This window comes from Haladaptatus rarus (assembly GCF_054177585.1).
Genome location: NZ_JBPEHG010000015.1, coordinates 1 through 25,286, shown reverse-complemented (window position 1 = coordinate 25,286; position 25,286 = coordinate 1). Strand labels below are relative to the sequence as shown.

Genomic DNA, 25,286 nt, shown 5'->3' with positions numbered 1-25,286 from the left:
TACACGCGCACAAGACCATCGATGAACCGGCCACCACCCCTGACGAACCGGCCACCAGTACGCTAAAGATGCCCAAACAGAAACCAATGACCGATACCAATGTCGTCCGGGATACGAGCGACGGTGAAATTCGATTCGCCGGGGGAGTGTCCGCTCGCAAAGTTCTCGAAAACTGCGGACACGATGATCGATCAGGTCTCGTCGAGCGTCTCGCTTTCCGGTTCGGCAGGAAGCGTCTCCGAGTTTCTGGTCGCCGTCGACCGACTCCCTGACGACGTAGACAGAGAGCCGGTTTTCTCCTACGGGTCGGAGAATCTGTATCGAATCGCTCACGATGGTGGGGTACGCTGTCCGTGTGAATGTCTCGGCCAATTCGGCTGTCCCGTCCACCGCTACACCGCAACAGACGGTGATCTAACGCTCGTATTTCACGCGGAGGATTTCACCCAGTTGCAGGACGTGATGGCCGAGTTCCGGGAACGATACGATTCGGTAGACGTACAGCGCCTGCTTCAACCACCACTCGAAGGGACACCGGACGATAGGGTGTTCGTCAATCGAGGGAAACTCACGGATCGACAACTCGAAGTCCTGCAAGCCGCGTTCGAGATGGGCTATTTCGAACGACCGAAGCGAGCGAACGCCACGGAGATCGCGGCGGAACTCGGCATCTCGCAATCGACGTTCACCGAACATCTGGTGACGGCACAGGCCAAGATTTTCGAAGACGTCCTCTGACCGTCGCCCACGTTTCGCTCCGAACCATCCCCTACGTCACCGTACGGAAAGCCCTGGTCATCCTTCTCACGTCACCGTCGATTCACCATGGATATGTGAATATCGCACGAAGCCGTGTGAGTCGTTATCTCACGTTACAGGCTGTCTCACGGCTGTTTTCGACCAGAGTATATAAACTACCCCCGATATCAGTGGTGCACACTGGTTGCAGTAGCACCGTTACGATAGTGTATGAGCCAATCTTCGATGAGCGCGGTCAGGACACAAGCACACGAGAAATACCCAACCGACAAGACGGTCGTTTCCGCTGCGGACGATGTACAAACGCTCCTCAGCACGCTTGAAGACGCTGACTGCCGTACTATCCTCGAAGTGACCGACGACGACTCTCTCTCTGCGAGCGAAATTTCCGAAGCGTGTGACGTCCCGCTCTCGACCACGTACCGGAAACTCGGTATCCTCACCGACGTCGGGCTCCTCCAGGAAGCGACCCGCCTCCGCCGGTCGGGCAAACACACCAGCGAATACTTCACGCGTGTCGACGACGTGGTGATTTCGGTCGATTCCGACGACGGCCTCACGGTGACGATCTCGTACTGCAATCCTTCGAACCAGCACCCCAACTCGTTACTAGCTAGCGGATGGTAATCGGTCAGCCAAGAACGGTCGAGCACAAATAGCCGACAAGTCGAGCACAATTACAGAAGTAGTATGAAATTTACTAGATATATCGGTAGAATTCCGGAATAATCTAACAGACGACCCTGTCTAATCAGTACTTACACTATGACGAAAGCCGACGGTCAATACGCCCCGACAGGGGTAGTTGACCGACACGGAATGGTTGCACAATACGCCACGGAGGTACTGCCTCCATGCCTGTCGTCAGTTGCGGAAATCATCTCCCAACACGCCCATCACCCTTCCGATCGGTTGACGGTCGAAGCTGTGGCCGGTTCTCCTGTTACTGAGAATCGGCCGCCTTCGTTCTCATCAGAGAGGGTTGTCACGCAAAATCGTGGTTTCGTCGGTAGGCGTCCAACTCGTTGTGTGCATTTCCAAGTTGATTCTCGACTCTGTCACTGGTCTCGTCCATCAACTCTCGCAGTTTCTCCTCGATCTCGTTGAACTGCTCAGCTTTGTTGTCGGGTTCGTCGCTTTCTTGCGACGTATTCCAGTTTGTCGTCAATAAACACGATCGTACTAACTCATATGATAAATATTATAGATTGACAGAGTCAGAATGGTGTATGACAACGGTAGACAAGAAGCGTGGACCCAGTGGGATAACGTCGCAGGCGAACCCGGCATTCGCCATCGGAGCGGTTGTCATTCCGATTGCTGCACTAGGCTTTTCACTGACGGTTGGGAACCTCCGGGCACTATTCTACGTCCATATAATGGCCGGGGCGCTCTGGACGGGTGTCGATGTCTTCATGGGGGCAGTGCTCGGGCCCGTTCTTGGGAGTCTGAGTCCGAAAGAGCGAGCGAACGTGTGCAAGAAATTCACACCGAAGATGACGTTCCTGATGCCGGCGCTCGCCGCCGTCACCATCACGGCCGGGATTCAGCTCGCGAAGGGTTTCGGATACTGGGATCTGTCATACCACTGGCTACTCGCTGCACTCGGAATCGCGACGCTACTATCGATCATCGGATTTGGGATCATCCTCCCTGGCGAGGTGAAAATCTACCGTGAGATCGTCTCGGAAACACCGGACGTAAATACGATCTCCCGGATTGGGATGCGGAATGCGAAACTCGGTGGCGTGCAGGGTCTTCTCCAACTCCTCATCATCTTCGTGATGGCGAATCTCCGTCTCTAAGATTCGAGACATGCTCGTGTATTGCGGGTGAAAAATGGCCGAGAGGGTTCACGTTCGGAGGTGATAGCTGAGCAGATTTCGCTCGGCACGTTGCAGATGCTCGGCAACCGTCGATGGATCGATATCCAGTTTGGCGGCGATGTCCGCGGTCGTCACTGCTCGCGGCACTTCGTAGTACCCCATGTCGTAAGCGGTCTGGATCACCTGACGCTGGCGGTCAGTAAGTTGATCTATCGGTCGTGCACTTCCCTCGTACGTGCTGAGTTTCTGGAGATCCAGCGAAACCCCGGCAGCCTCGTACTCGCTAACGGTGCCAGAAATGGCGTCATGGGTTCCGACGAACGACAGGGTGGCACCACGGTCGCTCACGACTGGATCACAGGTGCCGACGAGGTCGTCCATTCGATCAGCGATACACTCGGGGAGTTCTGGTGCAGTAAATGCAATAACGTAGACCCAGGTATCACCTGATTTGGCGACGTATTCCCACCCAGTAACGCACTCCAGCGACGAGAGCATGTCTTTCTCGAGTGGCGTCTCGACGTTCACCTGCACGACAGCCCCATCGCCATGGCACACTAACTCGGTAAACTCACTGAGTCCCGCCTCACGACAGAGTGATACGAGCTTCTCGATGCCCATCGCCTCGAATTCCGAGTCGCTGAATGTGACGTGGGCTTCACGCATGGTCTAGCTCGGTAATCGATCGACCTCTAATAAAACATTGTGCCCAAGATACTGGGCAGAGATATGCTTGCCAACGGGCTACAAAATCGAGTGTCCAATGTCGCTTCGACTGGATAGGTTGTGACATCCTCCCACGACTGAAGTCGTGGGCTTCCCACGCCCGGTTGCGTTGGTTTGGGAACCTCGGGTTTTCGACCCGACGCGCCGATGGGAGTGCCACGCCCCCGTTACTCCTATCCTGGGAAAGACTCGGAGGTACCTGCTTGTTTTGTGTCGGTCTGCGTGTCCGAGGGCTTACTTATTTGGTAAGGCAAACACCGAGTCAACTGCCAATTTTCGGACTGTCAGAATCCGATGGGAAACCATCGAATCGACAAACCCAGATACGTGGTGAGGGCACTCAAATCTATTGATTTCAGTGTTTGAAACCGATGACGGCGATTCGTCCCACGACTGAAGTCGTAGGTTTTCTCGCCTGCAATTCTATAAATCGTCCCAGCATCTTCGGAGGACAACCTTTGGCACTCGTCCCGGTACAGCTACTGCGATGACTGCCATCCGAACTGACAACCTGACCAAACGCTTCGACGACGATGTCGTCGCCGTTGATAGCCTCGACTTACACGTCGCGGAGGGCGAGATATTCGGGTTTCTCGGTCCAAACGGTGCCGGAAAGTCCACGACGATCAATATGCTCTTGGACTACGTTCGCCCGACTACGGGAACCGCGACGATACTGGGGATGGACGCCCACAAGGAGTCAGAAGCGCTCCGAAAACACATCGGGGTGCTTCCGGAGGGGTTCGGTCTCTACGACCGGCTCACAGGACTGAGACATCTCGAGTTTGCGATCGAGTGGAAAGATGCCACCACGACCCCAGATGCGGTATTGGATCGAGTCGGGGTGGCCAACCGTGATGCTGTCCGCGCAGTCGGAGACTACTCGAAAGGCATGCAACAACGACTTGCGCTGGGGATGGCACTGGTGGGCGACCCCGACCTGCTGATACTCGACGAACCTTCGTCCGGACTTGACCCGCACGGGATTCACCAGATGCGCGAACTCGTTCGCGAGGCAGCCGACGACGGGACGACGGTGTTTTTCTCCAGCCACATCCTCGGACAGGTCGAGGCAATCTGTGACCGGGTCGGCATCCTTTCTGAAGGGGAGCTCGTGGCCGTCGACACGGTCGAGGGGTTGCGAAAAACCGTCGGCGCTGGCTCCGAGCTACGCCTCCGTGTCACCGGCGATATCGACACGGATATTTCCGACATCGAGGGTGTCACCGCAGTGCAACTGGCGGACGGCATCCTCCGAGTCGAGTGCGCCGACGCACGTGCGAAAGCAAACGTTGTTACCCGACTCACGAACACTGGTGTCGATATTCTCGATATCGACTCTGCGAAGGTGACCTTGGAGGACGTATTCAGGGCATATACGACGGATGGAAGCGTTCCCGAAGAGGCGGACGAATACGCTGCCGGTCGGGAGGTATCGGTATGACGGTCACGTGGGCGGCCGTGGCTCGGAAGGACTTCGAGGACGCTGTTCGCTCGAAGATGCTCTGGGGGTTCATTTTCGTCTTCATCGCCTTTCTGACGATGGCATTACTCTCCGCCGAACAACTCTTCCCAGACCCTGTGACCGTTACAGCCACGATGGCATTAGTGGGCGTCGCGATGCTCTCACAGCTTTTCATTCCGGGCATCGCATTGGTCGCTGGCTACCTGTCCGTGGTCGGCGAGCGTCAGTCCGGAAGTCTCCGAATCTTACTGAGCTACCCATTCTCCCGGTTCGACATCGTGGCTGGAAAACTCGTCGGACGAGCACTAATCACTGGCACTGCGCTGACCATTGGATTCGCCGTCGCTAGTATCCTCGTTGGAGTATTGTACGGCACCCCTGATATCACGACGTTCGTGGGATTCGTCGCCACAGGTGTGTTGGTTGGGCTGACGTTCACCGGGCTTGCTGTTGGCGGGTCAGCCACGGCATCGACCCGAGGACGGGCAATGGCACTCACGATCGGCTCGTTTATGGGAATGGTGTTTTTCTGGAAGCCAGTAGCTGTCGGACTGTATTATCTGGTCACCGGGACGCTCCCGGGAATGCAAGCCGAGCCCTGGTACTTCTTGCTGAAGCGACTCAATCCCCTTGAAGCATACCGCGTCCTGACTAGCACTGTTCTTGACCGGCGGGTGAACGAAGTTCCCGAGTTCCCTCTTGAAGACGTTCCCGCCACCACGCCGCTCAAGCAACTCGAACTCGCTAATCGTATCGTAGGTGAGATCCCGTTCTATTTGGAAGACTGGTTCTCGGTCGTCGTCCTGATTGCGTGGGCACTTATCCCCGTTGCTATCGGCTACTGGCGGTTCGAGAATTCAGATATCGGATGATTTTCGAGGAAACATCACGTCCAAAGTGTGGCTCCGCGGATAAGGATTGGCTAACTTTGGCCAGCGAGAGCATTCGATGTCCGCTGCGTGCGACCACTCTGCGGCGGGGAACCAATCGAATGCACTGTCCAACAGGAACCGTATACCGAACCAGTGAGCAGAAACCGTGCACTGGTAGGGATGATGGTTCGCCATATCTTGCAGGTGTGGATTCGTTATCGAACCACACCGACCAAAAGACGAACAGCGTGCAACTCTTGTCTTGATCCTCTCAGTCCTCCTGCTCACCCCCACACGGTCATCACGGTATGACAAGAGTTCTATGACCTCCTCCATGAATCTGATTCTATTTCTCCGTCCGACGCTTCGAAATCGGCTTCGATCGTTTCTATTTCGTTCTCGTGCCAGCGGGCAATGCCGCTTTTATCGAACCACCATACGAGACTCCAAAAGCCGACAGTGAATATGATGATGCCTATCATCATAAGCGAGGCCTCGCTGGGAGTCGCTTTACTGAGCACACCGATAGCTACGATGATCACAGCCAAGGGAACGATGATAACGATTCCGACGCCAATCACCCCGATTCCGAGCCACAGAACGATTCGTAGGAACCCTTTCAAGAGGGCAAACGCTTGTATATGGCGGTTTTTCTGCATTGTTCTCCTCCACTGATCATTAGGGTCAAAGGGCACTGTCTAGTTAAGCGATTCTGTTGTAGAGCAGTGTTTCACGGTCTCTACCGGACGCAGCTAACAAATCAATGTTAGCCATCGGTATGACATATTTGCTAAAGCTGTCGAATTCTAGCTTCTCACAGTACAACCAATCTTATTTTCTAGAATATGTCACCGATGAACGGTGCAGAAAACCTTGCCAACCGTATCGCTGTCGCTCGATTTCCCTTATCTAGACAGTGCCGGTCAAAGATAGCCCTCGTTGATCGACGGAGATACAACCCTGAGTGTGTTATATGTTCACATAGAATAATATGACATGACCGAACCCATTAGTTGGTCGGATGATGAGTCGATGGACAATATTCAAATTTTCTGTCAGTCCCGGGCGTCAGCAAGTTTGGGTTCTATCCTTTATCGCCGTCGTGTTCAGCGACGAGTGGTTGGTTATCCTCAGTTCCAGATCGAGTCGCGCCCTGTGGTTCAAATTCTTCGAGTGCTTGCTCGAAATGGTTTCCAGTGAGTTCGATCTCCTCGACGGCGGACTCCTCACCGGCTGCTTCTGCTTGGACATGTTCGCGAACGGTGATTTGGGCCGATTCGCGGCAGAGCGCTTCGATGTCTGCACGGATATAGCCATCGGTCTGCTCAGCCAGATCATCTACGTCGACATCATCGGCTAACGGTCGATCGCGAGTGTGGACGTGGGATATCTCACGCCGTGCCTCCTCATCCGGCTGAGCGACGGAAATGTGTCGATCAAGTCGACCAGGACGTAAGAGCGCATCGTCGATGAGATCCGGTCTGTTCGTCGCTGCGATAACGACGACGTCTTCGAGTTCTTCAAGGCCATCCAATTCGGTCAACAACTGCGAGACAACACGTTCGCCGACGTTCGAATCACCAACTCCCCGGCCACGCTCTGTCGCAATGGAGTCGATCTCGTCGAAGAAGACGACCGTGGGTGCGTTCTCACGGGCCTTTGAGAACACTTCACGGACTCCCTTTTCAGACTCTCCGACGTACTTATTGAACAGCTCCGGGCCCTTGATCGAGATGAAGTTCGAGTCAGCCTCGTTTGCAACGGCCTTCGCCAACAGCGTCTTCCCGGTGCCCGGCGGGCCATGGAGTAACACACCTTTCGCCGGAGTGAGAGAGAGGGTCCCGTTCGTAGGCGTCAGCTTGTTGCAGCGGCCACTCGATCGTCTCGCGGAGTCGCTCTTCGGACTCACCATAACATTTCGACATGATCTCCGGCCCCGGAGATGGTCTGGAAGTAGGCGTCGATCTCGTTGGCGACGGCCTTCGCCATCAAGGTCTTCCCGGTGCCCAGTGGCCCATGCAGCAACACGCCCTTGGATGGGTCGATTCCAAGAGTCTGGAACAGTTCGGGGTGACGCATCGGCAGTTCAATCATCTCACGAACCTGGTCGAGCTCCTTGTCCAAGCCGCCGATGTCTTCGTACGTAACGGTGGGCGTGGCCGACTCCGCAGATTCGCCGACATCGACAGACACCTCTTCAGCGCTCTGGTCGGCAATCACAACGTTGGTTGTGTTTTGCACGACAACAGTGTCCCTCGGTTCCATTTCGACGATCTTCACAGGGATGCGACGGCCAGATCGGCGAGAAAACATGCCGAAGCCGAGCGGGAACGCAACCGTCTGGCCCGTAGTCACCGCTTGGTCAGCAAGTGCATCCCGGATGTGTGAGCGAAGGTCACCCCGGATTCGGAGGGACTGTGGGAGTGCAACTGTGATGCGATCTGCGGGCTCAACGTCCGTTTTCTCGACGCGGACTCGATCATCGATACTGACGTTCGCGGCCTGGCGAAGTTGGCCATCGATCCGAATGATTCCCTTCCCCGCGTCGCTCGTGTCACTCGGCCAAACACGGGCGACTGTACGTCCCCCGTCACGGCCTTCGATGGCGACGAAATCACCGCCGCTGACACCTAATTCCTGTAATGCTTCACGGTCGATAACAGCCAGGCCGCTTCCTGGGTCTCGGTTCTTGAGCTGTTTGACAGTAAGACGCATGGCACTCACCTCGGTTACGCATTGAAAAAACGATCGTCGAACGGTGCTCACGAAACGGACGGAACTCCACGAACGTCAGCTCTGGATTTCGATCTGCTTTCCACTGACCGTCGCGCCCGTCGTGACCGGCAGCCGGACTTCGAGAATCCCGTTGTTATACCGGGCCGTAATCTGATCGTCGTCGACGTCTTTCGGGAAGCGGAACCGACGGTGGTACGTTTTCCGTTGACCACGCTGATCGTCTTCGTGCTCCGCTGCGATGTTGAGGATGCCCTCGTCCCACGCGACGTCGATCTCCTCGGGATCGAAGCCCGGCATCTCGACACTGAGGACGAATTCACCGTCTTCTTCGTACAGTTCGTAGTCGTTGCTTCCGGTTTCGAACAGTCGGCTTGGGATGTCAGTACCTTGGAACCACGAACTTGTTGGACCAGTTGGTAGGGCCATTGCTCATCACCTTGTGTCCAAGTTGTTCTATAATAACGGTTCATTATAAAAATTCCCACATATTTCTTATATTTGTCTAGAAATATATAGTCCGAAACGGCGGCCGACCTACTGCCAATCCTGGAACATTCCGTCGATGAGAGTCCCTGCTTTCGTCGTGTGACTTCGAACTCATCGGAACGTTCTCCGACCTTCAGGGTGGAACCGGCCCGGAAGAGGAACCGTTACTCGGCGTTGTTGCGGTCGTCGCTCCCGAGGAAGAGAGTTAACACCGGAACCGCCTGGTTGGATAGCGCTATGTCGGTCAGGGTTCGACAAAATCCGAGATGTGACCCTTCATCTCCTTGGAAGTGGTAGTGACCTCCCCACTGTATCCGGCACGACGTCCCACCATCGGATATATAATTTTGCCCCCGTATCTAGACTATGGAGTCCGCCATCGAAGCCATCGAATTCATCGCGAGGTCGAGCCACCGTGTTGGGGTGCTCGAAGCACTGACCGACACTCCTCGTGAGCGAGCGGAGCTTCGGGCCGCGACGGGTGCCTCCTCACCGACCATGGGGCGCATCCTCACCGACTTCGAAGATCGGCGATGGATCGTCCGCGACGGCTCGACGTACGAACTGACTCGGTTGGGCGAGTTCGTCGCCAACCGATTTCTCGATCTCCGCGATGCCATGAAAATCGAAGGCAAGTTGCGCGACGTCTGGCGGTGGCTGCCACGGGAGATGGACGGGTTCAGTGCCGACCTGTTCGCCGATGCGGTTGTCTCGTATCCCGGGCCAGGGTACCCATACGAACCCGTCGAACGGCTCACACAGCTCATCCAGGGAACCAGTCGGATGCGCGGATTCGACAGTATCGTCTTCAAGTCGATCAACAACGAGACGGTCTGCCAAGCAGTCCTCGACGGAATGGAACTGGAGTACGTGTACTCGCCGACCGCTCTCGAGGGAACCGTCGCCTGGAACCCCGAGCGAATCATGGAGGCCGCTACCCGTGAGAACTGCACCGTTTTCGTCCACGAAAACCTCCCCGACGGGAACCGGTGCGGTCTCGGCATCGTCGACGATCGAGTCGGTATTTGCTGTCACGATATCGAGACCGGGGCACTAACAGCCGTGATCGATACGGACGCACCGGAAGCCCGCAAGTGGGCCATCTCCACGTTCGAGCGTGTCCGCCAAGAAGCGAGACTGGTCGAGCCACAGGCATTCGACACACTCGTCTCCTCAGAACTTACCACGTGAACCGCCTCGGGGTCACGCCCCGATGCACTCGGCCTGCTCCGCCTGCAGAAGCCGCCTTTCACGCCGTGAAATGTTTCACGAGGCATCTACAGGTTCACCTGGTGCGTAGTGGACATCGATGAGTCATGGCCCAGACTACCATTACTACACGCGACGGCCCACCGACCACGATGATCCAGGAGACCGTCGAGGCCTTCAGCCAGCGTCTGCGCGGCCCGCTGCTCTCCCCTGCAGACGACGGATTCGAGGAGGCCGTGCGCCTCTGGAACGGGATGATCGAGAAGACGCCAGCACTGGTCGTACAGCCGACAGGCACCGCCGACGTCGTGACCGCCATCAACTTCGCCCGCGAGCACGACCTCGCACTCTCGGTGAAAGGCGGGGGCCATAACATCGCCGGCACCGCACTGGTCGACGGCGGCCTCACCATCGATATGGCCCAGCTCCGGGGGGTGCTCGTCGACCCCGAGGCACGAACCGTGACGGCTCAGGCCGGCTGCCTCCTCGCAGACGTCGACCGAGAGACCCAACTCCACGGACTGGCCACGCCATTGGGCTTCATCTCGGAAACCGGTATCGCTGGACTGACGCTCGGTGGTGGTTTCGGCTACCTGACTCGGCGGTTCGGCTGGACGGTCGACAACCTGCTCGAAGTCGAACTCGTCACCGCCGACGGCACGGTCAGGCGGGCCAGCCGCGAGGCGAACGAAGATCTCTTCTGGGCGATCCGTGGTGCTGGGCACAACTTCGGTGTCGTCACGTCGTTCACTTACCGCCTGCACGAGGTGGGCCCGACCGTCTACGGCGGACTCATCGCCTGGCCGTTCGAACGAGCCGACGAGATCCTCGCCGCCTATCGGGAGATCACCGCCGAAGCACCACGGAAGCTGACCGTATTTCTGCACCTTCTTCGGGCGCCACCGGCCCCGTTCGTGCCCGAGCAGTGGCACGGCAAGCGCATCTGCGCCATGGCCGTCTGTTACACCGGCGATATGGGTGACGTCGACGAGGTACTCGCCCCGATTCGAGCACTGGGCGACCCCGTCGTGGATCTGCTTCAGGAACAGCCGTACACCCAGGTGCAGTCCTATCTCGACGCGACCGAGCCCAAGGGCAACCACTACTACTGGAAGACCGAGTTCGCCGCCGAGTTGAGCGAGGAACTCCTGTCGACCATGCGGGAGCTAGCCGCCGAGTGCCCCATCCCGGAGGCGCAGCTCGGCTTCTTGCACATCGGCGGTGCCCTCAACGAGTTCGACGAGGACGACGGGGTCGTCGGCAACCGTGACACTCGATTTGCGTACGGTGCAATCGCCCAGTGGGAGCCGGACGAACCCGACGCGGAAGCGTTCAAGCAGTGGGTTCGCGATGCATGGGAACGATTCCGACCCTATTCGACCGGCGGTAATTACGTCAACTTCCAGACCGCCGACGAGGACGATGAACGCATCCAGGCGATGTACAGTGCCAACCTCGACCGCCTGGTTGAGATCAAGACGAGGTACGACCCAGACAACGTGTTCCGTTCGAACCGGAACATCAGTCCGAACGCTCGAAACGGAGGGCAGTGAACTGGGTCGGGGTCGAGCCCCCGAGGTACTCCCCCTTTTCAGCCTGTAGAAAAGCGTGGACAAGCTTCCCGCAGAGCCGCAGGTGTGATAAGGCAACAATACACCGGCACACGGGCATATCTGATATTCCCACGGTATCGGCCAGTATATTTTTCTCGGGTTGCTGGGAACTGAAACCGTGGGACAAATGCCCTCCGATAGTGAACCGACGACAACCGATTCAGAAAGAGAGACAGACAACCAGCAGTCCCAAGAAGCAACTACGACCAACCGACGGTCAACGCTGCAGGCCATAGGTGCGGGTGGAATCATCCCATTTCTCTCGATGAACAGTGCAGAGGCGACATCACATAGCACCGCGCCATCGACGGAATGGAGCCATCTCTACGATAAGAACGGTGGCAAGGAACGATTCAACGCGCTCGTTCAAGCTCCCGACTGTGGGTTCACCCTCGTCGGATCGACGGAACCGGTCGGGGCAGCGAGAGATGCCGCTTTGATCGTAAAGACCGACGAAAATGGAACCCAAGAATGGGATTAGACGTTCGGCGGTACCTTTTCTGATGAGCGGTCGTTTGAAGACATAGCCTCGATTCCCTCTACTGGGTATGCAATCGCTGGCGATCAGACGTATTTTACCGATGATCCTGGCTTTCCATATCATGGCGAAGCATCGCCGAGCATCGGCTGGTTCTTGCAGACGGATTACTCGGGGACGTCCCAAGTAAGCAAAAATTACAACGCAGGGGCGCTCTCTATCTCTCTCCAATCGATCGTGAGAGAATCAGATGGGGAGTTCACCGTTGCCGGAAGTTTGCTGGATCTAATTGCAGGCGACATCGGTGATTTCGGGTGGCTACAAAAGATGGACGCCGATGGCGAGCAACTGTGGGAAAAGGACTACTCTCGTCCTGGCGGGCGTCGGGAGAACTATTTCAACGCCCACGTGCAGGCGAGTGACTGTGGCTATGTCTTGGCAGGAGAGACTGACTATCCGCAGCGAGGATGGCTCCTGAAGACGGACACCGATGGTACAGAACAGTGGCAACAGTCGTTTGGGACTGCAACGGATCAGACATACACCTTCGCGGATATCACTCGGGCGAACGACGACGGCTACGTGCTGGCGGGCACCACCACGCCACGCTATGGTTACAGTAGCGGATGGCTCGTGAAGGTAGACGCCAGCGGTAACAAACAGTGGGAACGCACGCTGCTCGAACCCGGCGAGACATCGCTTTCCTCGATCACCCAAACGACCGACGGGGGGTACGCCGTCGCTGGGACGGTGGACAGATCTGACCGGTTCAGCGACGGCTGGGTGGTGAAAACGGATGCCACCGGCAGAGTAGAGTGGAAGCGACGGTTCGGAGCAGAGTGTGAATTCGCCCGATTGCACGCGATCATCCAGACTCAGGATGGAGGATACGCCGCAGCAGGTATGCGCAGGGTCTGTCCGAAGAGTTGGGATGGCTGGATTCTCAAACTCAAGTAAGGCGACGAGCGTGACCCACTGATTCGGACGTAATAGGCGACGTGTCCCAGTTCTTCAGGCGTGGGAGGAGGTCAAGGGTACTGACCGAAGCGATGAGTCAGGAAGGGATGGCTCCGATTGTTTCTATCACGAATGATTCGACGGTAGAATTATCTTTCAGATAGTCGTGTAGTGTGGTAGCGATGAACCAACCACCTGAATACTGCCCGTATTGCGGCACAGCGGTGACCACAGTCGACACACCGATGCATTCCGTTGTCGAGACTCCGATGATCTATCGGTGTGAATCGTGTGACGATTACGTGTTCTACAATCCGACGCCCGGCGGCAGTGCTGCCGTGGTCGATGGTGACAGCATTCTCCTCGTCGAGGACTTCCGCTCGCCCGGCGAGTGGAAGTTGCCGTCAGGACGGATGGCGCTCGGCGAATCCCCACGCGAGGGAGTTGCCCGCGAACTCGAAGAGGAAACTGGGCTCTCCGTCGACCCAGCCGACCTCACGTACTTCTACGACGAAGCGGGGGAACCAGTCGAGAACCAGTACATGGTTGGAATCGACTATGCAGTCCCGCGATCGAAGACGACCGGGACGCTCGAAGCCGGGTCGGACGCGACGGATGCCCGGTTCTTCACCCCGGACGAATTCGCTGCTTCAGAGCATACGATAAAACACACCCATGTAGACCGATTCGGAACGGACAGCTTGGACTGGTTGTTGAACGAGGCCAAACAGGCGCTCGAAACAGCGTCGAAGTGTGATTCCGCATGAGCGCATCGTGGGCAGCCATTCGTGAGCGGATTGGCGAGCGAACCGACCGCATCGTATCCGACCTGCAATCGGAATGGGGAACGACTCGCTCTATAGAATCCTTCGACTTCGGCCCTCGCTCGCACGATCCCGATAAGCCTCCAAGATCGGTCGACGGCCAGCTAGAGATCATTGCCGGGATTGCGTCGGCTGTGCTGTTCTACACGCCGGCTCACGAGGAGACGGTTCTCGTCTACAATCCTGCAGGCTTCTGGGAACCGCCGGGTGGAGTCATCGAAAAGAATCAGACGCCCGCGGATGCGGCCCGCGTCGAAGCACGTGAAGAGACCGGGCTAGAGATCGAGCTGACGGATCTCCTCTACACCGGGACGTTCGAATTTCACTATGCGAGTGGCGAAAGCGTGCCGCTCCCCGTTGCTCAGTTCGTCGGCCATCGTGTGAGTGGCTCACTCCAGATCGAACGCGAAGGCACGGATCATCCGGGGGTGACCCGCGCAACCGGCCTCTTCGACGCGGAGGTCTTTCCGGAACCATGCCGGGATGCCGAGGAGATCCAGCAGCTACTCAGCGACAGATCGACCTGACGGAATTTGCAGGCGGAAAATCCCCACCACATCGTTCAATTGAACCGAGAATGACTATATGTAACGTATCCATAGGAATAGTATGAGTACCTCGACGACCGACGACAAGACCGATCCTACGGATCGTGAGGTGGCCGAAGGCGTCTACCGGTTCGGCACGCGTCGAATCAACTGGTACGTCCTCGAAGCAGACGACGGTTTGATGGTCGTCGACGCGGGGCTCCCCGCTCACTGGCCACAACTCGGCGACTGGCTCGACAGAAATGGCTACGAATTCGACGACATTGCCGCGCTCGTGCTGACCCATGCGGACGGCGACCACGTCGGGTTCGCCAAACGCCTGGTCGACCGTGGCGTGCCCGTCTACTGTCATCCTGACGACTTGCCCCTCCTCCGTGGCCAGCCACAGAGTGCCCCCGGATGGTTCTACCGAAACCTCTGGCGGCCCGGTTTCTTCGTCTACGCCATCGAGATGATCCGCGACGGCATCACGTTCATCGAACCGGTTGCCGATGCCAAGCCGCTCGCCGATGGGGACGTCCTCTCTGTCCCCGGCGAACCGCGCGTGATCTTCGCGCCCGGTCACACACCCGGGTCGTGTGCGCTGTTCGTCGAGAACCGCGACGTCCTGTTCTGTGGCGACGTGCTCGCCACGCGGAACATCTTCACGGGACAGGAGGGTGACCCGCAACTGCTCGGTGCTGCCGACGAGGACCACGATGAGGCCAGGGCGTCGCTCGCTCGACTCGAAGAACTTGGGTCGGTGACGCTCCTCCCCGGTCACGGTAACCCGTGGCGCGGGGAAGTTGACGCAGCGCTCGACCTCGCGCGTTGATCCGGCTCGTCGCTCAGTGGCGTGCCGGGTCTGGCACGATTGTTGTGTTAGATGGAAAATCCGGAAGAGCGAGGTCTACAGGCGGAACAGGCCGAGTGCCTCGGGGCGTGACCCCGAGGCGGATCACTTCCGGCATCGCGTCCACGTCGCGCTCCTCACGCGCCGACCCCGCCCGGAAGTACATCCAACTGATCGAGGATAGCCAGATAGTCTGGGTAGAGCCACGCCTCGACGATCTTCCCGTCTTCGTAACGGTCGATTGCAGTTCCGGTCCAGGACAGCGCCGTCCCGGTCGGCTCGATACCCAGAATCCGTCCCTGGTGGACGGCACTGATCGAGAAGTGAACGACGAGCAGGTCTTCCTCTGCGATGAGATCTTCGATGATGAACTCCTGATCCCCGAAGGCCGACCCGAACCCTATGAAGAACTCTTTGTACTCGTCGCGGTTGGTCGCATCCATTCCAAAGAATCCGTGAGTCACGACGTCCTCATCGACGAGTTCGCCGATGATGCCTAAATCCCCCTCGTGGGTTGCTGCCATGAGCCGACGGAAGTTTTGCTTGTGCTGTTCGATTGTATCGATGGTTGCCATGATCTCTGAATCTCCATCCCTCATTTAGCCTCGCCTTCTCCTCCGATGGTCACGACGTTCGATTCGAACGGCATGAGCGGTTTCTCGAACGTAGCGGTTAGCTCGTTGTTCGGGAAGAACCCGATGACTCGGGCGGGTTCGTCGCCGACGTTTCGGAGACCGTGTGGGGCCATCTCGGGAACGACAGCACATTCGCCCGCCGAGAGCTCGACTGACTCGTCGTCGACAGCCGCTTCGACTCTCCCGGCGGTTACGACGAGAAGTTCCTCGTTGCTATCCCGGTGGGTCGGGAGATAGTTTCCGGGTTCGATCTCTATGCAAACGATCATCAGGTCTTCCGGGGAGACATCGCCAGCGTTCGGTGTGCCAGGTGAGAGCGGGAAGTACCCGCGTAGACGAGCGTGTTCGTCCCCTTCCTGCCAGACGTCAGCTCCGTCGAACTTGTAGAGTTCTACCGACTGGGCTTTCGGTTGTGAGTGTGTTTCTGCGGTCATATCGTACCTCTCTTTGTGTTCGTTTCGGGAGTGTCTGCCGCGTCTCGCGGCTCACCCCGTCAAGAGCAAGTACGGCCCCGGAAAACATGTAGGCATCTAGTGGAATTTGGTGAACGACCGAGGCGTTTGCAGCGACTGAAGACGCTTCACCGGACGCAACGGTAATGATTTTGCACGGCCTACATTCGGACGATGTGACTTCCGCGCTCGAAGATATCCGATACCTCTCCGATTCGGAACATCGTGTCGTTGCACTCGAAGCCCTGGGTGAAAACCCACGAACCCAGTCAGACTTGCGAGCGGTCTGCGGTTCGTCTTCAGCGACCGTCAGCCGCCTCTTACGGTCGTTTGGTGACCGCGGGTGGGTTGTGAGGGATAGCAACCACTACGTTCTTACCCCACTCGGGCAGTTGGTCGCAACGGTATTCGAAGAGATGTACGAGGGAATGGAAACGGCCGCCCAGTTACGCGACGTGGTCGAATATCTTCCAGTCGAGGAGATCGACTTCGATCTTCGCCATCTCGCAGGCGCTCGAGTCACGCGCCCGACGCGAACAGACACCATCGCGCCGATTCGACGCGAGGTAGAACTCATGACGGCGTGCACGAACCGGTTCCAGATGCTCGTGACCGCAGTAGACCGACTGGCCACCCAGGAGGTTACAGCGTTAGTCCGAACGGTTCCCGTCTTCGAGGGCATCTACACGCACGAGGCATTCGACACCGTCAAATCCGATCCGACTATGAGAGCGGATCTCGATTCCTACATGCAGGCTGGCGGCGTGTTGTACCTCTACGACGATACCACCTCCATGGTAACGCTTGGACTCAACGACGATATCATCGGATTCGAACTAAACGACGGTCGTGGGCTCATCCCTGCGTTCATCGAAACCGATGATAAGACCGTGCTCGATTGGGCCGAGAGAACCTACGAGCAGTACAAGGATGAATCCCGACAGCTAGACGCCGACGCTTTCTCATCCTGATCGTGTGATCAGACTGGCGTGATCGAATCGACATATGGCGATAAGGAGAATAAGCCGGAGTCGGTGTCTGTATTCGATGAGGAGTAGTCGCCTATCGAGCCGATCACATCGACTGGGAGCAGTTGATCCCACTCAAACAGAATGAAATCCGGAAGTGGAACTGCTCGCGTTCGATCAAGCGCGTTTCAGCAACCTTCACTCCGCCACGAGCTGAGCGGGACGCTCGAAGGGTTCCACTTCATTTGCAGCGGGCATGGTTCGAAGCGAGGGCACCGCGAGCACGTAGACGACGATCCAGAGCATCCCGAACCCACCGGCGTACATCACGGCAGTCGCGCCAGCCAGATCCCCCACCATACCCCCGATAAGTGCGCCGAGGGGGAAGATGGCGGTCGAGGCGCTCCCGGACGCGGCGCTCACACGGCCAAGGAGGTCGTCGGGAACGAGGCGCTGGACGAGCGTCGCCCCGATGACGTTGGTGACCCCGATCGGGACGGACGCGAGGAAGAACAGGGCGACCGTCGCCGGTGCCCACGGGCTGGCGACGGCAGCGACCCACGCCACCGCGCCGAAACTAAACGCCCCCATCGATAGCCGACCGTAGGGGACGTGATCCAAGCGGTTCGCCACTACCGCACCCACGAGTATACCTGCCGAAAGGCCGGCAAGAAAGAAGCCGTACATCCCGACAGCACCATGTACATCAGCGAATGCTGGGAGGACGGCAAAGGTCGCGCCCAGGAGTCCGTTCGCCACGAAGCCCGCGCCGAAGAACCAGATCATTGGCGTGTGGCGGATGAATCGAAGACCGTCCCGAAGGTCGTCGAGATACGAGCTCTCAGCGGGTTCGCCCCCGTCGGCGACGATGGCATCCCCGTTGGAGGAATCTGTGCGCTGACCGTCTGCCTGGGCGTCCTTGGAGGATGGAATGCGCAGGCCGAGGAAACATGCGACCGCGATGACGAACGTCACCGAATCAATCGCGTATAGCGTGACAGCGCCGACCAGTGCGACCAGGACGCCGGCCAGCGCGTTGAACACCATGTCGGTGCCCTGGTAGGCAAGGCTGAACGCGGAGTTCGCGGCAGTCAACTGATCGTCGTCGACCAGTCGTGGGAGCACGGCGGTCTGAGCGGGGTAGACGAACTGGTTGAGCAGGGAGAGCAACGGCATCACGACGAGGACGAGTTCCACGCTGAGCACACCAAGCAGGTGTGCGGCGGGAACCGTCAGAACGAGGACTGCCTGCACCCCCTGGCTGGCGACGAGGACGCGGCGAATCGGGAATCGGTCGACGAGGGGGCCGGCGAACACCTGAAGCACCTGCGGGCCCATCGTGAGGAAGCCCGCCAACCCAGTATAGGTCGACGAACCCGTGAGGGAGTATACAAGCCACATCGCGGCGACGGCGTAGAGGCTGTCACCGGCGTTCGTGATCAGGCGTCCGATGAACAGACGTCTGAAGTCCGAGTTTTTGAACAGATCTCGCATAGCTACACCGACTCGTCACGGCACCATAAATGAAAGCAGAAATACACTTCTGTTGGTCAGGGGGCAGAATCGAGCTTCTGTAAAATATTTTTCATGTTTTCAGAAGTGGCATTCAGCTGGTCAAGACGGGCGATGAGTTCGATGTCATGGGAGATGAGGAGATTTACCGGTAGCTGAAAGATGAGCACAGAGTTTAGAAGTTGTTTTTGACACTTTCATTAGAACTCGATATTGACTCTGGACACGACGAGGTCTTCTGCTGTGTTCAGAGATTGATTTCGAATTCCTGATTTAAATACTCGAACGGATCGCCCAACTGATTCACGATATCCGCACAGATCAGCCCGTCGGTTCCCACTGCGGAAGTGAGCGTGAAACGTACTGCCCATGTCCCGGTCGGCCAACCACGTCACCGTCTTCAACGACGCGCTCTCCTCGAACGTACGTCTGTTGAACTGTGCCCGTGACTTCACGACCTTCGTAGATGGTGAAATCGCCCTTCGAAGCGTTCTCATCACCCGATATGCGTTTGGTTTCCTCCGGATCGAAGACGACGATATCCGCATCCGTTCCCGGAGAGAGCGTCCCTTTTTCCGATAGTCCAAATATCTTCGCAGGGGCGATGCTCATCGCTCGTACGAGGAAAGGATACCCGAATCCTCCGCTTGTTCGTAGCTACGTCATGGAACACTGGATTCTGGGGCGATCCACGTGGCCAACGAACGCTTCGTTTCGGTCACACCTGTAACGAGGAGAACTCCGCCTGCGAGAGCGAGCACCGTAATCCGAACTGACACAGGAATTACACCTGTCATGACCAACCCTGAAACAGCCCCCACGACATAGGCTAGCTGGACGAAGACGATCGTCCCCAGTGCCTGGACTCGATGAGACGCATACAGGCCACCCACAGCGGCTGTTTCGAGGGCTGTGTGGGCAGCGAGGGTCGTGGCTCCGACCAGTCCGACGACAGCGCCGGTACTGTAGAGCGCCCCTAAGACGATCCCTTCGAGCAGTCGATGGATGCAAATCGTGCCAAGCGTCAGATGGGCGTGACCCGGATGTTCCAATCTCGTGGTTGTCCCCGGCCCAGTAACCCACACGGCCGAAGCCACTCCAATAGTTCCCCCGATGATTCCTACCAGGAGACTCATCCTGATTGCAGCGAATACCAACGTGCCGCCGAGGAAGACCAGCAAGAAACTGAGCGCGTAGCTTGTTCGTTTCCGGGCCTCGATTTGGTGGGTCATGCGTCGATGTCGAATCGCAATGATGCCGCCGAGGAGGCCTGCGACGACCGGTAATCCGATCACGACGGCGAAACCCACAGGAATGTGCCCTGCTTCGGCCTCACCGTGTGCACTCGCAGGCACCGAGAACGTGCTGACGCTACAAATCACAGCACCGAGACGGACGAACAGCCAACCGTGGGGAATCGATCTCTCTTCGTCGGTTCCGTACCGGTGACCAGGCGACGGTGTATCGGGTGTCGCATCAGTTGGTGAGTCGAGTGGGTCGTTTACTTCCATGGATTCGATACTAGCTCGGCCTGAACGAGCGAGCCAACGATGATCCGGCAATCAGACCGGGGACGAGCGATACAGCACAGGAGGTATCCAGCCGTGCTATGTCGGACCTTCAACGCTCGTGGCGAGCGATCGTACGAGATGTCTCCGTCGATGAGTTGACCGACGCAGGTGGAACACGCACCCGTGCGACAGCCGAACGGTAGGCCAACACTCGCGGACTCCGCTGCTTCGAGGATCGTTTCGCTTTCGCTCGCGCGTACTGTCTCCTCGCGGCCAGTCCGCCACTCCAACGCGAGGTCGTGACTACTCATCGCACTACTGCCAGACGTCGCTTGTGCAATCGCCGTCGGCCCACCGAATCTCGTGAGCACGTGCCGGCCCCGCCGGTAGGTCGCCGAAGTCCACGAGGAACTCATCGTCGAGCGTCATGGTTCCTTTCCGGGGGTTGACGTCGGCTTTGAGCATCACCGACCCCTTCTCAGCCTCCTCGGGATAGAACTGGTTGTCCCAGCTCGAGAGGAGCGAAGTGGTCCAGTAGAGGCGCTCGCCGTCGAGGCTCAACTGGAGCATCTGCGGCCCACCGATCACCGCTCGCTCACCCTCGATCGGCCGTCGGTCGCCGAAGTATCCGCCAGCCCAGACCTGGTCGGTGAACCTGGGATTTGCCGGGTCGCTGATGTCGTACATCCGGACATCGCCGTGGAGCCAGTTCGAGAAGAACAGGTACCGGTCGTCCATCGAGACCACGAGGTCTGTCATGAGCCCGGGTACGGGCATGTCCCACGCTTCGTGTTCGCGTGCCTCGACGTCGATGACCTTCTCAGCCGACCACTCGTCGCCGTTCTTCGAGAGGTGGAACATGTTCGAGGAGAGCGCCGCACCGACGTAGGCGTGGGTCGCCGCTGGACTGTGAAGGAACCGGACTTCGAGCGGAACCAGACCCTCCTCGCCGAGATCGATCGTCTGCTCGACCGTTCGATCGCTCCAGTCCCAGATGTGAAGCCGCTGGCCGTATTTGCCCGCCTCGACATCTTCGAAGTCGAAGCCCGGGAAGTACGTCGTCGGCGCCGCGAGTTCGCTGGAAATCATCACGTCGTGCCGTGGCTGGTACCAGAAGTCGTAGTTCATCTCGATCTCGCCCGGCGGATCCCACCGTCCCTTGATCTCGAACTCCTCGTCCAATTCGAGGAAGCCGCCAGGCAATTCGCCTTCGGCGTCCCCGAGCATACTTATCACGATCTTGCCATCGGGAATACAGTGGGTCGTGTGCGGTGCCGAAAGGTCGTACTCGAAAACCTCCTCCGGCTCGATGACCTTCGTGAGTTCCGGATGATGCCGATGCTTCGTGTCGACGATGTGAATCCGTGAGGAGCGAAAGCTTGGAACGATCAGGTATCGACGCTCGAGCCCGTCGACGTGACACGAGGACGAGCAAGCGTTCCAGCCGAAGTGGTGGAGTTCATCGCCTCGGTTGGGCATCTCGACCCGCTCGATGATTTCGGCGTACGTCGCCGAATCCGGATCGAGATCGACGACGGCGAGAAAGTCGGGGGCGTCGACGTCGGTACCGACGTAGAGCCCCATCACGTAGGCGAGCTCCTCGGACTCTGATTGTTCGATGGCGGCCTGCGGCGTCGCGTAGCCGGGACCATCTATTTCGTGGTCGTGGTGGTGGTGGTCTGTTGCCATTGGTCTCATCTCCGCACGTAACAGTACCGATGACAACGGAATATACACTCGCGCTGGGAGTCCTACACGGTGTGAGAATCGCCCATGAAGTGAGAGCTCCACCTTGACATCCTCCTGCTCTAGAGGGGGCCTTCTCCTCGACGTTCCGTAACCGACGCTCTCGCTCGAAGCATGCACGGATAGCGTCGTCCGGTAGCTGGAATTCTCAACGAATCCGCTAGAAATCGAATTAGTCCTGACGCCCACTGACCGAATGGTCAGCCAAAACGTGTCAGTGTGTGATCTCCTCTACCCGATCGGTTCGTCTCGTCGTTCCGACAGAGTACTTTCGAATACGTCTTCGTTGATTCGTTCTCGTGTGCGCTGGTACTCTTCGAGATCTGGAATTCGCATGTGAGCCTGGCCGAACACGAAACTCCCCCGGGTCGGCAGTGGAATGTCCCCGATCGTCGGATTGTCCTCGAGTCGAACGGGATCGCCCAGAGAGTGCCCCTCCAGGACGGCCTCCGATTCGTGGATCGTGTACTCCTCTTCTGGCATGATGACGGTGTCGTGGCCGCTCGGCATCGTGAAAGACAGACGGATGTCACCGATATCGAGGAATCGTCTTACAATCCATTCTCGCATTTCCAGGAGTAGACTGGGCTTCCACGTCCAGAGCGGTAGCGATGCGCCTATCATGTTCATTTTCCTGATGAGGGGCGGTGCTGACATAGACATCGTCCACACCAGCCGAGGCTCGTCCATGTCGACACGAAGTTCGTTCGGGCCGCTCCACGTAACTTCGATACTCGTGAGTTCTGCCCGCTCTGTGACTGATCCCCAGTAGCGTGGACAGGTAGTCTCCAGGGATGGCCCGTCGCTATACATCGACCACTGGCCATCGGGCGATCGGTGCCAGACCGACGCATATGGTCCGAAAGAGCTCTGAGGCCAGACCCGGAGTGCCAGGAGATGACCCGAGGAAAAGGGGAGTACCATCACGGCGTACCCCCGTACATACTCGTGATTCGCCCAGGGGGATTCGCCAATCTGGGGCTCGATGGCGGTTGCTCTTCGTGCGAGAGACGGTGGTAGTCCTCGTCTCGTTTGTCTACCGCTTTCCTGCGGTCGTCGTTCACTAACCGTCATGTTCTAATTGGAGAGAAGCGCTTTCGTAGAGTATAGATTCGCGCTGGGAGTCTCGCTCACCGTGCGCGATTCTCACGCCGTGAACAGGGATGGATCGATTTGCTCTCCCTCGCGGCAGTGGTCATCGATCGTAGATTCGGCCCACGAGCGAACCACCTCGTCATCAGTTTCGATCACCGCGAGTGGAGCTCCCTCACCACCGGAGAGACACAGCAACACCACATCGTCGACGATGAAAACGGTAAACGGGATGTCGCCGTGGTACAGAAAGACCTCAGCCTGTCCAGTCTCGAACATTTCCTGTGCCCGTTCGACCATCTGCGGGTCTGTTCCGAAACTATCGAACGCACCCCCATCGAGCACGCTCTCGAGTTCGAGATCGCCATCGACGGTTCCCCGCCAACACACCTCCATGATGCCCGGAAGCACCGAATACGTACTGAGTCGTGCTCGGTCGGCCGTCTGGATTCGCTTCGAGATGTAAGCCGTCGGGGCGAGTGCATCGTTCCTGGTGGCGCGAACGATCTTCGCACCAGCAAGGTGTTTGAGATCGAAATCGAATCCCTCCTCTGGGAACCACTGCGCCACCTCGTTGAGTGCAGGGACAGGCTCAAAGCTCTCCAGGAGATTCACGATCTCTCGTGAGACGTAGGCTCCGAGTTGGGTCGTCTCGTACTGCCGGTCTTCCTCGATAACCCATCCGCGTTCTTCGAAATCGTCGAGGATACGGCCAAGCGTAGCTCGCGTCACACCAGCCGTTTCCTCCAGATCGTATCGTCCGGTCGGGCCCTGGGTGAGTGCGTCGAGGACGCTAACGCGATTCGGCGACCGGGCGAGGAATTCGAGCTCCTCAAGTGGGGCTCCGAGGAGATTGGAGGGTGGCATGGTATATGCTACCAAATTCGGAATCGGTCGATATAGAGTTTCGGCAAGTGGACTCACAAAAGATATATTCGCCAACTCCCCCAGTCGTCGCCGTCCTAGATGTATCCGGGTCACGGTCGCTGCTCGGTTCCATTGATTTCGATGAGCGATGCCACACACCGGATAACCTATTATAGTAGCATGGAATCTCCGATCGAGGACATCGAGTTCCTGGCGCGCTCGAACCACCGCGTCGGGGTACTTGACACGCTGGCCGAACATCCCTGCGATCGGAAGGATCTGCAGGAGGGGACAGGTGCCTCCTTGCCGACTCTCGGGCGAATCCTCGGCGATTTCGAGAACCGCCGATGGATCACGAGAAACGGGCCAACATACGAACTGACGCCGCTGGGCGAGTTCGTGGCCGAACAGTTCAGGAACCTCCGCGACGCGATGGCAACAGAGCGGAAGCTGCGTGATGTCTGGCGGTGGCTTCCCCGTGAGATGGAGGGATTCTCCGTCGACCTGTTCGCTGACGCGGTAGTCTCGTATCCTGGTCCCGGCTACCCGTATCAGCCAGTCGAACGCATTTCACAACTGATCGAAGAGACGACCGTGATGAGAGGATTTGGCACGACCGTGTTCAAGTCGATCAACAACGAAACCGTCTGTCAGAGTGTCGTGGACGGCATGGACTTCGAATACATCTACTCCCCGCAGATCCTCGAAGCGACCATCGCGTGGAACCCGGAACGGGTTGCACAGGCGGCTGCATGTGATAATTGTACCATCTTTCTTCACGACGACCTCCCCGACGAGGATCGGTGTGGCATCGGTATCTTCGACGATCGCATCGGCCTCTGCTGTCACGATGCCGAGACAGGGATGCTCGAAGCCGTCATCGATACCGATTCCTCCGAAGCCCGCGAGTGGGCCATCTCCGTTTTCGAACGATACCGAGCCGTCGCTCGACCAATCAGCACCGATGAGAAAGCGGAACTCTTCCCATCGGAATCGGTCGCGTGAACGACCGAGGCCGACTCTCCCCATCGGTAGAGACGTTTTCACGCGATGGGCTCTGGTGAATCGCCATACAGCGCTTGATTTCACCGTATCACGGCTCGCTTGATGTTGTAAACGACACATTTCACGACGAGTTCACGAAATTCTCGGTACCAGGTGCGAGCACGCAC

26 protein-coding genes and 2 pseudogenes are annotated in these 25,286 nt (G+C 57.8%); 14 read left to right on the top strand and 14 right to left on the bottom strand.

Annotated features, from left to right (window positions below):
• The first annotated feature begins 99 nt into the window (after positions 1–99).
• Positions 100–738 (top strand): helix-turn-helix domain-containing protein, encoded by a 639-nt coding sequence (locus ACR3FE_RS22420; protein ID WP_458209945.1) that lies wholly within the window; start codon positions 100–102, stop codon positions 736–738.
• Between the two features lie 231 nt (positions 739–969).
• Positions 970–1,386: a helix-turn-helix domain-containing protein gene (locus ACR3FE_RS22415; RefSeq protein WP_458209943.1), complete on the top strand. Its 417-nt coding sequence runs from the start codon at positions 970–972 to the stop codon at positions 1,384–1,386.
• A gap of 358 nt (positions 1,387–1,744) precedes the next feature.
• Here the strand turns inward: ACR3FE_RS22415 and ACR3FE_RS22410 are convergent, their stop codons facing one another.
• The gene (locus ACR3FE_RS22410) at positions 1,745–1,927 is read right to left on the bottom strand and encodes a DUF7553 family protein (protein WP_458209942.1); all 183 of its coding nucleotides are present in this window, start codon (positions 1,925–1,927) and stop codon (positions 1,745–1,747) included.
• A gap of 61 nt (positions 1,928–1,988) precedes the next feature.
• Between ACR3FE_RS22410 and ACR3FE_RS22405 the strand changes: the two genes are divergently transcribed.
• The gene (locus ACR3FE_RS22405; RefSeq protein ID WP_458209941.1) at positions 1,989–2,564 is read left to right on the top strand and encodes a DUF4149 domain-containing protein; all 576 of its coding nucleotides are present in this window, start codon (positions 1,989–1,991) and stop codon (positions 2,562–2,564) included.
• Between the two features lie 48 nt (positions 2,565–2,612).
• Here ACR3FE_RS22405 and ACR3FE_RS22400 read toward each other — a convergent pair whose 3' ends face one another.
• On the bottom strand, positions 2,613–3,251 hold the full coding sequence (locus ACR3FE_RS22400) for a helix-turn-helix domain-containing protein (RefSeq protein WP_458209939.1): 639 nt from the start codon (positions 3,249–3,251) through the stop codon (positions 2,613–2,615).
• 547 nt (positions 3,252–3,798) lie between these two features.
• Between ACR3FE_RS22400 and ACR3FE_RS22395 the strand changes: the two genes are divergently transcribed.
• Complete coding sequence (locus tag ACR3FE_RS22395) at positions 3,799–4,755, top strand: ABC transporter ATP-binding protein (protein WP_458209938.1); 957 nt, start codon at positions 3,799–3,801, stop codon at positions 4,753–4,755.
• On the top strand, positions 4,752–5,648 hold the full coding sequence (locus tag ACR3FE_RS22390; protein ID WP_458209937.1) for an ABC transporter permease: 897 nt from the start codon (positions 4,752–4,754) through the stop codon (positions 5,646–5,648). Before ACR3FE_RS22395 ends, ACR3FE_RS22390 begins: the two co-directional genes overlap by 4 nt.
• A 320-nt stretch (positions 5,649–5,968) precedes the next feature.
• On the opposite strand, the gene ACR3FE_RS22385 is transcribed toward ACR3FE_RS22390, so the two are convergent.
• The 3 genes and pseudogenes from ACR3FE_RS22385 to ACR3FE_RS22375 all read right to left on the bottom strand — a co-directional run bounded on the left by ACR3FE_RS22385 (position 5,969) and on the right by ACR3FE_RS22375 (position 8,810).
• The gene (locus ACR3FE_RS22385) at positions 5,969–6,307 is read right to left on the bottom strand and encodes a hypothetical protein (RefSeq protein WP_458209935.1); all 339 of its coding nucleotides are present in this window, start codon (positions 6,305–6,307) and stop codon (positions 5,969–5,971) included.
• A gap of 425 nt (positions 6,308–6,732) precedes the next feature.
• Positions 6,733–8,363: pseudogene (locus ACR3FE_RS22380) on the bottom strand (AAA family ATPase).
• A 75-nt stretch (positions 8,364–8,438) separates the two neighbouring features.
• On the bottom strand, positions 8,439–8,810 hold the full coding sequence (locus ACR3FE_RS22375) for an Hsp20/alpha crystallin family protein (protein ID WP_458209934.1): 372 nt from the start codon (positions 8,808–8,810) through the stop codon (positions 8,439–8,441).
• Positions 8,811–9,236: 426 nt separating this feature from the next.
• Here ACR3FE_RS22375 and ACR3FE_RS22370 point away from each other — a divergent pair, with 426 nt between their 5' ends.
• From ACR3FE_RS22370 to ACR3FE_RS22340, 7 genes are all read left to right on the top strand, one after another.
• The gene (locus ACR3FE_RS22370; RefSeq protein ID WP_458209932.1) at positions 9,237–10,061 is read left to right on the top strand and encodes a helix-turn-helix transcriptional regulator; all 825 of its coding nucleotides are present in this window, start codon (positions 9,237–9,239) and stop codon (positions 10,059–10,061) included.
• Between the two features lie 125 nt (positions 10,062–10,186).
• Positions 10,187–11,632 (top strand): FAD-binding oxidoreductase, encoded by a 1,446-nt coding sequence (locus ACR3FE_RS22365; protein WP_458209930.1) that lies wholly within the window; start codon positions 10,187–10,189, stop codon positions 11,630–11,632.
• A 187-nt stretch (positions 11,633–11,819) separates the two neighbouring features.
• Complete coding sequence (locus ACR3FE_RS22360; RefSeq protein ID WP_458209928.1) at positions 11,820–12,173, top strand: hypothetical protein; 354 nt, start codon at positions 11,820–11,822, stop codon at positions 12,171–12,173.
• Between the two features lie 234 nt (positions 12,174–12,407).
• Positions 12,408–13,127 carry a hypothetical protein gene (locus ACR3FE_RS22355; protein WP_458209927.1) on the top strand — a complete coding sequence of 240 codons (720 nt, stop codon included), beginning with the start codon at positions 12,408–12,410 and terminating at the stop codon, positions 13,125–13,127.
• 245 nt (positions 13,128–13,372) lie between these two features.
• A complete protein-coding gene (locus ACR3FE_RS22350; protein ID WP_458209925.1) occupies positions 13,373–13,894 on the top strand; it encodes an NUDIX domain-containing protein in 522 nt (173 codons plus the stop codon).
• Positions 13,891–14,478 carry an NUDIX hydrolase gene (locus ACR3FE_RS22345; RefSeq protein WP_458209924.1) on the top strand — a complete coding sequence of 196 codons (588 nt, stop codon included), beginning with the start codon at positions 13,891–13,893 and terminating at the stop codon, positions 14,476–14,478. The genes ACR3FE_RS22350 and ACR3FE_RS22345 overlap by 4 nt, the downstream gene beginning before the upstream one ends.
• Before the next feature lie 82 nt (positions 14,479–14,560).
• Positions 14,561–15,313 carry an MBL fold metallo-hydrolase gene (locus ACR3FE_RS22340; RefSeq protein ID WP_458209923.1) on the top strand — a complete coding sequence of 251 codons (753 nt, stop codon included), beginning with the start codon at positions 14,561–14,563 and terminating at the stop codon, positions 15,311–15,313.
• A gap of 155 nt (positions 15,314–15,468) precedes the next feature.
• On the opposite strand, the gene ACR3FE_RS22335 is transcribed toward ACR3FE_RS22340, so the two are convergent.
• Together ACR3FE_RS22335 and ACR3FE_RS22330 are read right to left on the bottom strand one after the other, a co-directional pair.
• On the bottom strand, positions 15,469–15,906 hold the full coding sequence (locus ACR3FE_RS22335; RefSeq protein ID WP_458209922.1) for an ester cyclase: 438 nt from the start codon (positions 15,904–15,906) through the stop codon (positions 15,469–15,471).
• 20 nt (positions 15,907–15,926) lie between these two features.
• Positions 15,927–16,400 (bottom strand): cupin domain-containing protein, encoded by a 474-nt coding sequence (locus ACR3FE_RS22330; RefSeq protein WP_458209920.1) that lies wholly within the window; start codon positions 16,398–16,400, stop codon positions 15,927–15,929.
• Positions 16,401–16,594: 194 nt separating this feature from the next.
• On the opposite strand from ACR3FE_RS22330, the gene ACR3FE_RS22325 reads away from it, so the two are divergent.
• A complete protein-coding gene (locus ACR3FE_RS22325) occupies positions 16,595–17,389 on the top strand; it encodes a helix-turn-helix transcriptional regulator (RefSeq protein ID WP_458209919.1) in 795 nt (264 codons plus the stop codon).
• 195 nt (positions 17,390–17,584) lie between these two features.
• Here ACR3FE_RS22325 and ACR3FE_RS22320 read toward each other — a convergent pair whose 3' ends face one another.
• From ACR3FE_RS22320 to ACR3FE_RS22290, 7 genes and pseudogenes are all read right to left on the bottom strand, one after another.
• On the bottom strand, positions 17,585–18,880 hold the full coding sequence (locus ACR3FE_RS22320) for an MFS transporter (protein ID WP_458209917.1): 1,296 nt from the start codon (positions 18,878–18,880) through the stop codon (positions 17,585–17,587).
• Positions 18,881–19,219: 339 nt separating this feature from the next.
• Positions 19,220–19,574, bottom strand: a pseudogene (locus tag ACR3FE_RS22315) (amidohydrolase family protein); the annotation flags it as partial.
• Positions 19,561–20,409 (bottom strand): ZIP family metal transporter, encoded by an 849-nt coding sequence (locus ACR3FE_RS22310; protein ID WP_458209915.1) that lies wholly within the window; start codon positions 20,407–20,409, stop codon positions 19,561–19,563. The gene ACR3FE_RS22310 and the pseudogene ACR3FE_RS22315, both read right to left, overlap by 14 nt.
• Positions 20,400–20,720, bottom strand: coding sequence for a 2Fe-2S iron-sulfur cluster-binding protein (locus ACR3FE_RS22305; protein ID WP_458209914.1), 321 nt, complete (start codon positions 20,718–20,720; stop codon positions 20,400–20,402). The genes ACR3FE_RS22310 and ACR3FE_RS22305 overlap by 10 nt, the downstream gene beginning before the upstream one ends.
• A 4-nt stretch (positions 20,721–20,724) precedes the next feature.
• Positions 20,725–22,098, bottom strand: a complete 1,374-nt coding sequence (locus ACR3FE_RS22300; RefSeq protein WP_458209913.1) for a selenium-binding protein SBP56-related protein — start codon at positions 22,096–22,098, stop codon at positions 20,725–20,727.
• 288 nt (positions 22,099–22,386) lie between these two features.
• Positions 22,387–22,785, bottom strand: a complete 399-nt coding sequence (locus ACR3FE_RS22295) for a hypothetical protein (RefSeq protein WP_458209912.1) — start codon at positions 22,783–22,785, stop codon at positions 22,387–22,389.
• Positions 22,786–23,301: 516 nt separating this feature from the next.
• Positions 23,302–24,114, bottom strand: coding sequence for a helix-turn-helix transcriptional regulator (locus tag ACR3FE_RS22290; protein WP_458209911.1), 813 nt, complete (start codon positions 24,112–24,114; stop codon positions 23,302–23,304).
• Between the two features lie 180 nt (positions 24,115–24,294).
• Between ACR3FE_RS22290 and ACR3FE_RS22285 the strand changes: the two genes are divergently transcribed.
• The gene (locus ACR3FE_RS22285) at positions 24,295–25,119 is read left to right on the top strand and encodes a helix-turn-helix transcriptional regulator (RefSeq protein ID WP_458209910.1); all 825 of its coding nucleotides are present in this window, start codon (positions 24,295–24,297) and stop codon (positions 25,117–25,119) included.
• Positions 25,120–25,286: the final 167 nt, after the last annotated feature.

What these genes read in the sequence shown, in the direction of transcription:
- ACR3FE_RS22420 (WP_458209945.1), top strand. Translation starts at nt 100, where the DNA reads ATGTCGTCCGGGATACGAGCGACGGTGAAATTCGATTCGCCGGGGGAG.
- ACR3FE_RS22415 (WP_458209943.1), top strand. Translation starts at nt 970, where the DNA reads ATGAGCCAATCTTCGATGAGCGCGGTCAGGACACAAGCACACGAGAAA.
- ACR3FE_RS22405 (WP_458209941.1), top strand. Translation starts at nt 1,989, where the DNA reads ATGACAACGGTAGACAAGAAGCGTGGACCCAGTGGGATAACGTCGCAG.
- ACR3FE_RS22400 (WP_458209939.1), bottom strand. Translation starts at nt 3,251, where the DNA reads ATGCGTGAAGCCCACGTCACATTCAGCGACTCGGAATTCGAGGCGATG.
- ACR3FE_RS22395 (WP_458209938.1), top strand. Translation starts at nt 3,799, where the DNA reads ATGACTGCCATCCGAACTGACAACCTGACCAAACGCTTCGACGACGAT.
- ACR3FE_RS22390 (WP_458209937.1), top strand. Translation starts at nt 4,752, where the DNA reads ATGACGGTCACGTGGGCGGCCGTGGCTCGGAAGGACTTCGAGGACGCT.
- ACR3FE_RS22385 (WP_458209935.1), bottom strand. Translation starts at nt 6,307, where the DNA reads ATGCAGAAAAACCGCCATATACAAGCGTTTGCCCTCTTGAAAGGGTTC.
- ACR3FE_RS22375 (WP_458209934.1), bottom strand. Translation starts at nt 8,810, where the DNA reads ATGGCCCTACCAACTGGTCCAACAAGTTCGTGGTTCCAAGGTACTGAC.
- ACR3FE_RS22370 (WP_458209932.1), top strand. Translation starts at nt 9,237, where the DNA reads ATGGAGTCCGCCATCGAAGCCATCGAATTCATCGCGAGGTCGAGCCAC.
- ACR3FE_RS22365 (WP_458209930.1), top strand. Translation starts at nt 10,187, where the DNA reads ATGGCCCAGACTACCATTACTACACGCGACGGCCCACCGACCACGATG.
- ACR3FE_RS22360 (WP_458209928.1), top strand. Translation starts at nt 11,820, where the DNA reads ATGCCCTCCGATAGTGAACCGACGACAACCGATTCAGAAAGAGAGACA.
- ACR3FE_RS22350 (WP_458209925.1), top strand. Translation starts at nt 13,373, where the DNA reads ATGCATTCCGTTGTCGAGACTCCGATGATCTATCGGTGTGAATCGTGT.
- ACR3FE_RS22345 (WP_458209924.1), top strand. Translation starts at nt 13,891, where the DNA reads ATGAGCGCATCGTGGGCAGCCATTCGTGAGCGGATTGGCGAGCGAACC.
- ACR3FE_RS22340 (WP_458209923.1), top strand. Translation starts at nt 14,561, where the DNA reads ATGAGTACCTCGACGACCGACGACAAGACCGATCCTACGGATCGTGAG.
- ACR3FE_RS22335 (WP_458209922.1), bottom strand. Translation starts at nt 15,906, where the DNA reads ATGGCAACCATCGATACAATCGAACAGCACAAGCAAAACTTCCGTCGG.
- ACR3FE_RS22330 (WP_458209920.1), bottom strand. Translation starts at nt 16,400, where the DNA reads ATGACCGCAGAAACACACTCACAACCGAAAGCCCAGTCGGTAGAACTC.
- ACR3FE_RS22320 (WP_458209917.1), bottom strand. Translation starts at nt 18,880, where the DNA reads ATGCGAGATCTGTTCAAAAACTCGGACTTCAGACGTCTGTTCATCGGA.
- ACR3FE_RS22310 (WP_458209915.1), bottom strand. Translation starts at nt 20,409, where the DNA reads ATGGAAGTAAACGACCCACTCGACTCACCAACTGATGCGACACCCGAT.
- ACR3FE_RS22305 (WP_458209914.1), bottom strand. Translation starts at nt 20,720, where the DNA reads ATGAGTAGTCACGACCTCGCGTTGGAGTGGCGGACTGGCCGCGAGGAG.
- ACR3FE_RS22300 (WP_458209913.1), bottom strand. Translation starts at nt 22,098, where the DNA reads ATGGCAACAGACCACCACCACCACGACCACGAAATAGATGGTCCCGGC.
- ACR3FE_RS22295 (WP_458209912.1), bottom strand. Translation starts at nt 22,785, where the DNA reads ATGAACATGATAGGCGCATCGCTACCGCTCTGGACGTGGAAGCCCAGT.
- ACR3FE_RS22290 (WP_458209911.1), bottom strand. Translation starts at nt 24,114, where the DNA reads ATGCCACCCTCCAATCTCCTCGGAGCCCCACTTGAGGAGCTCGAATTC.
- ACR3FE_RS22285 (WP_458209910.1), top strand. Translation starts at nt 24,295, where the DNA reads ATGGAATCTCCGATCGAGGACATCGAGTTCCTGGCGCGCTCGAACCAC.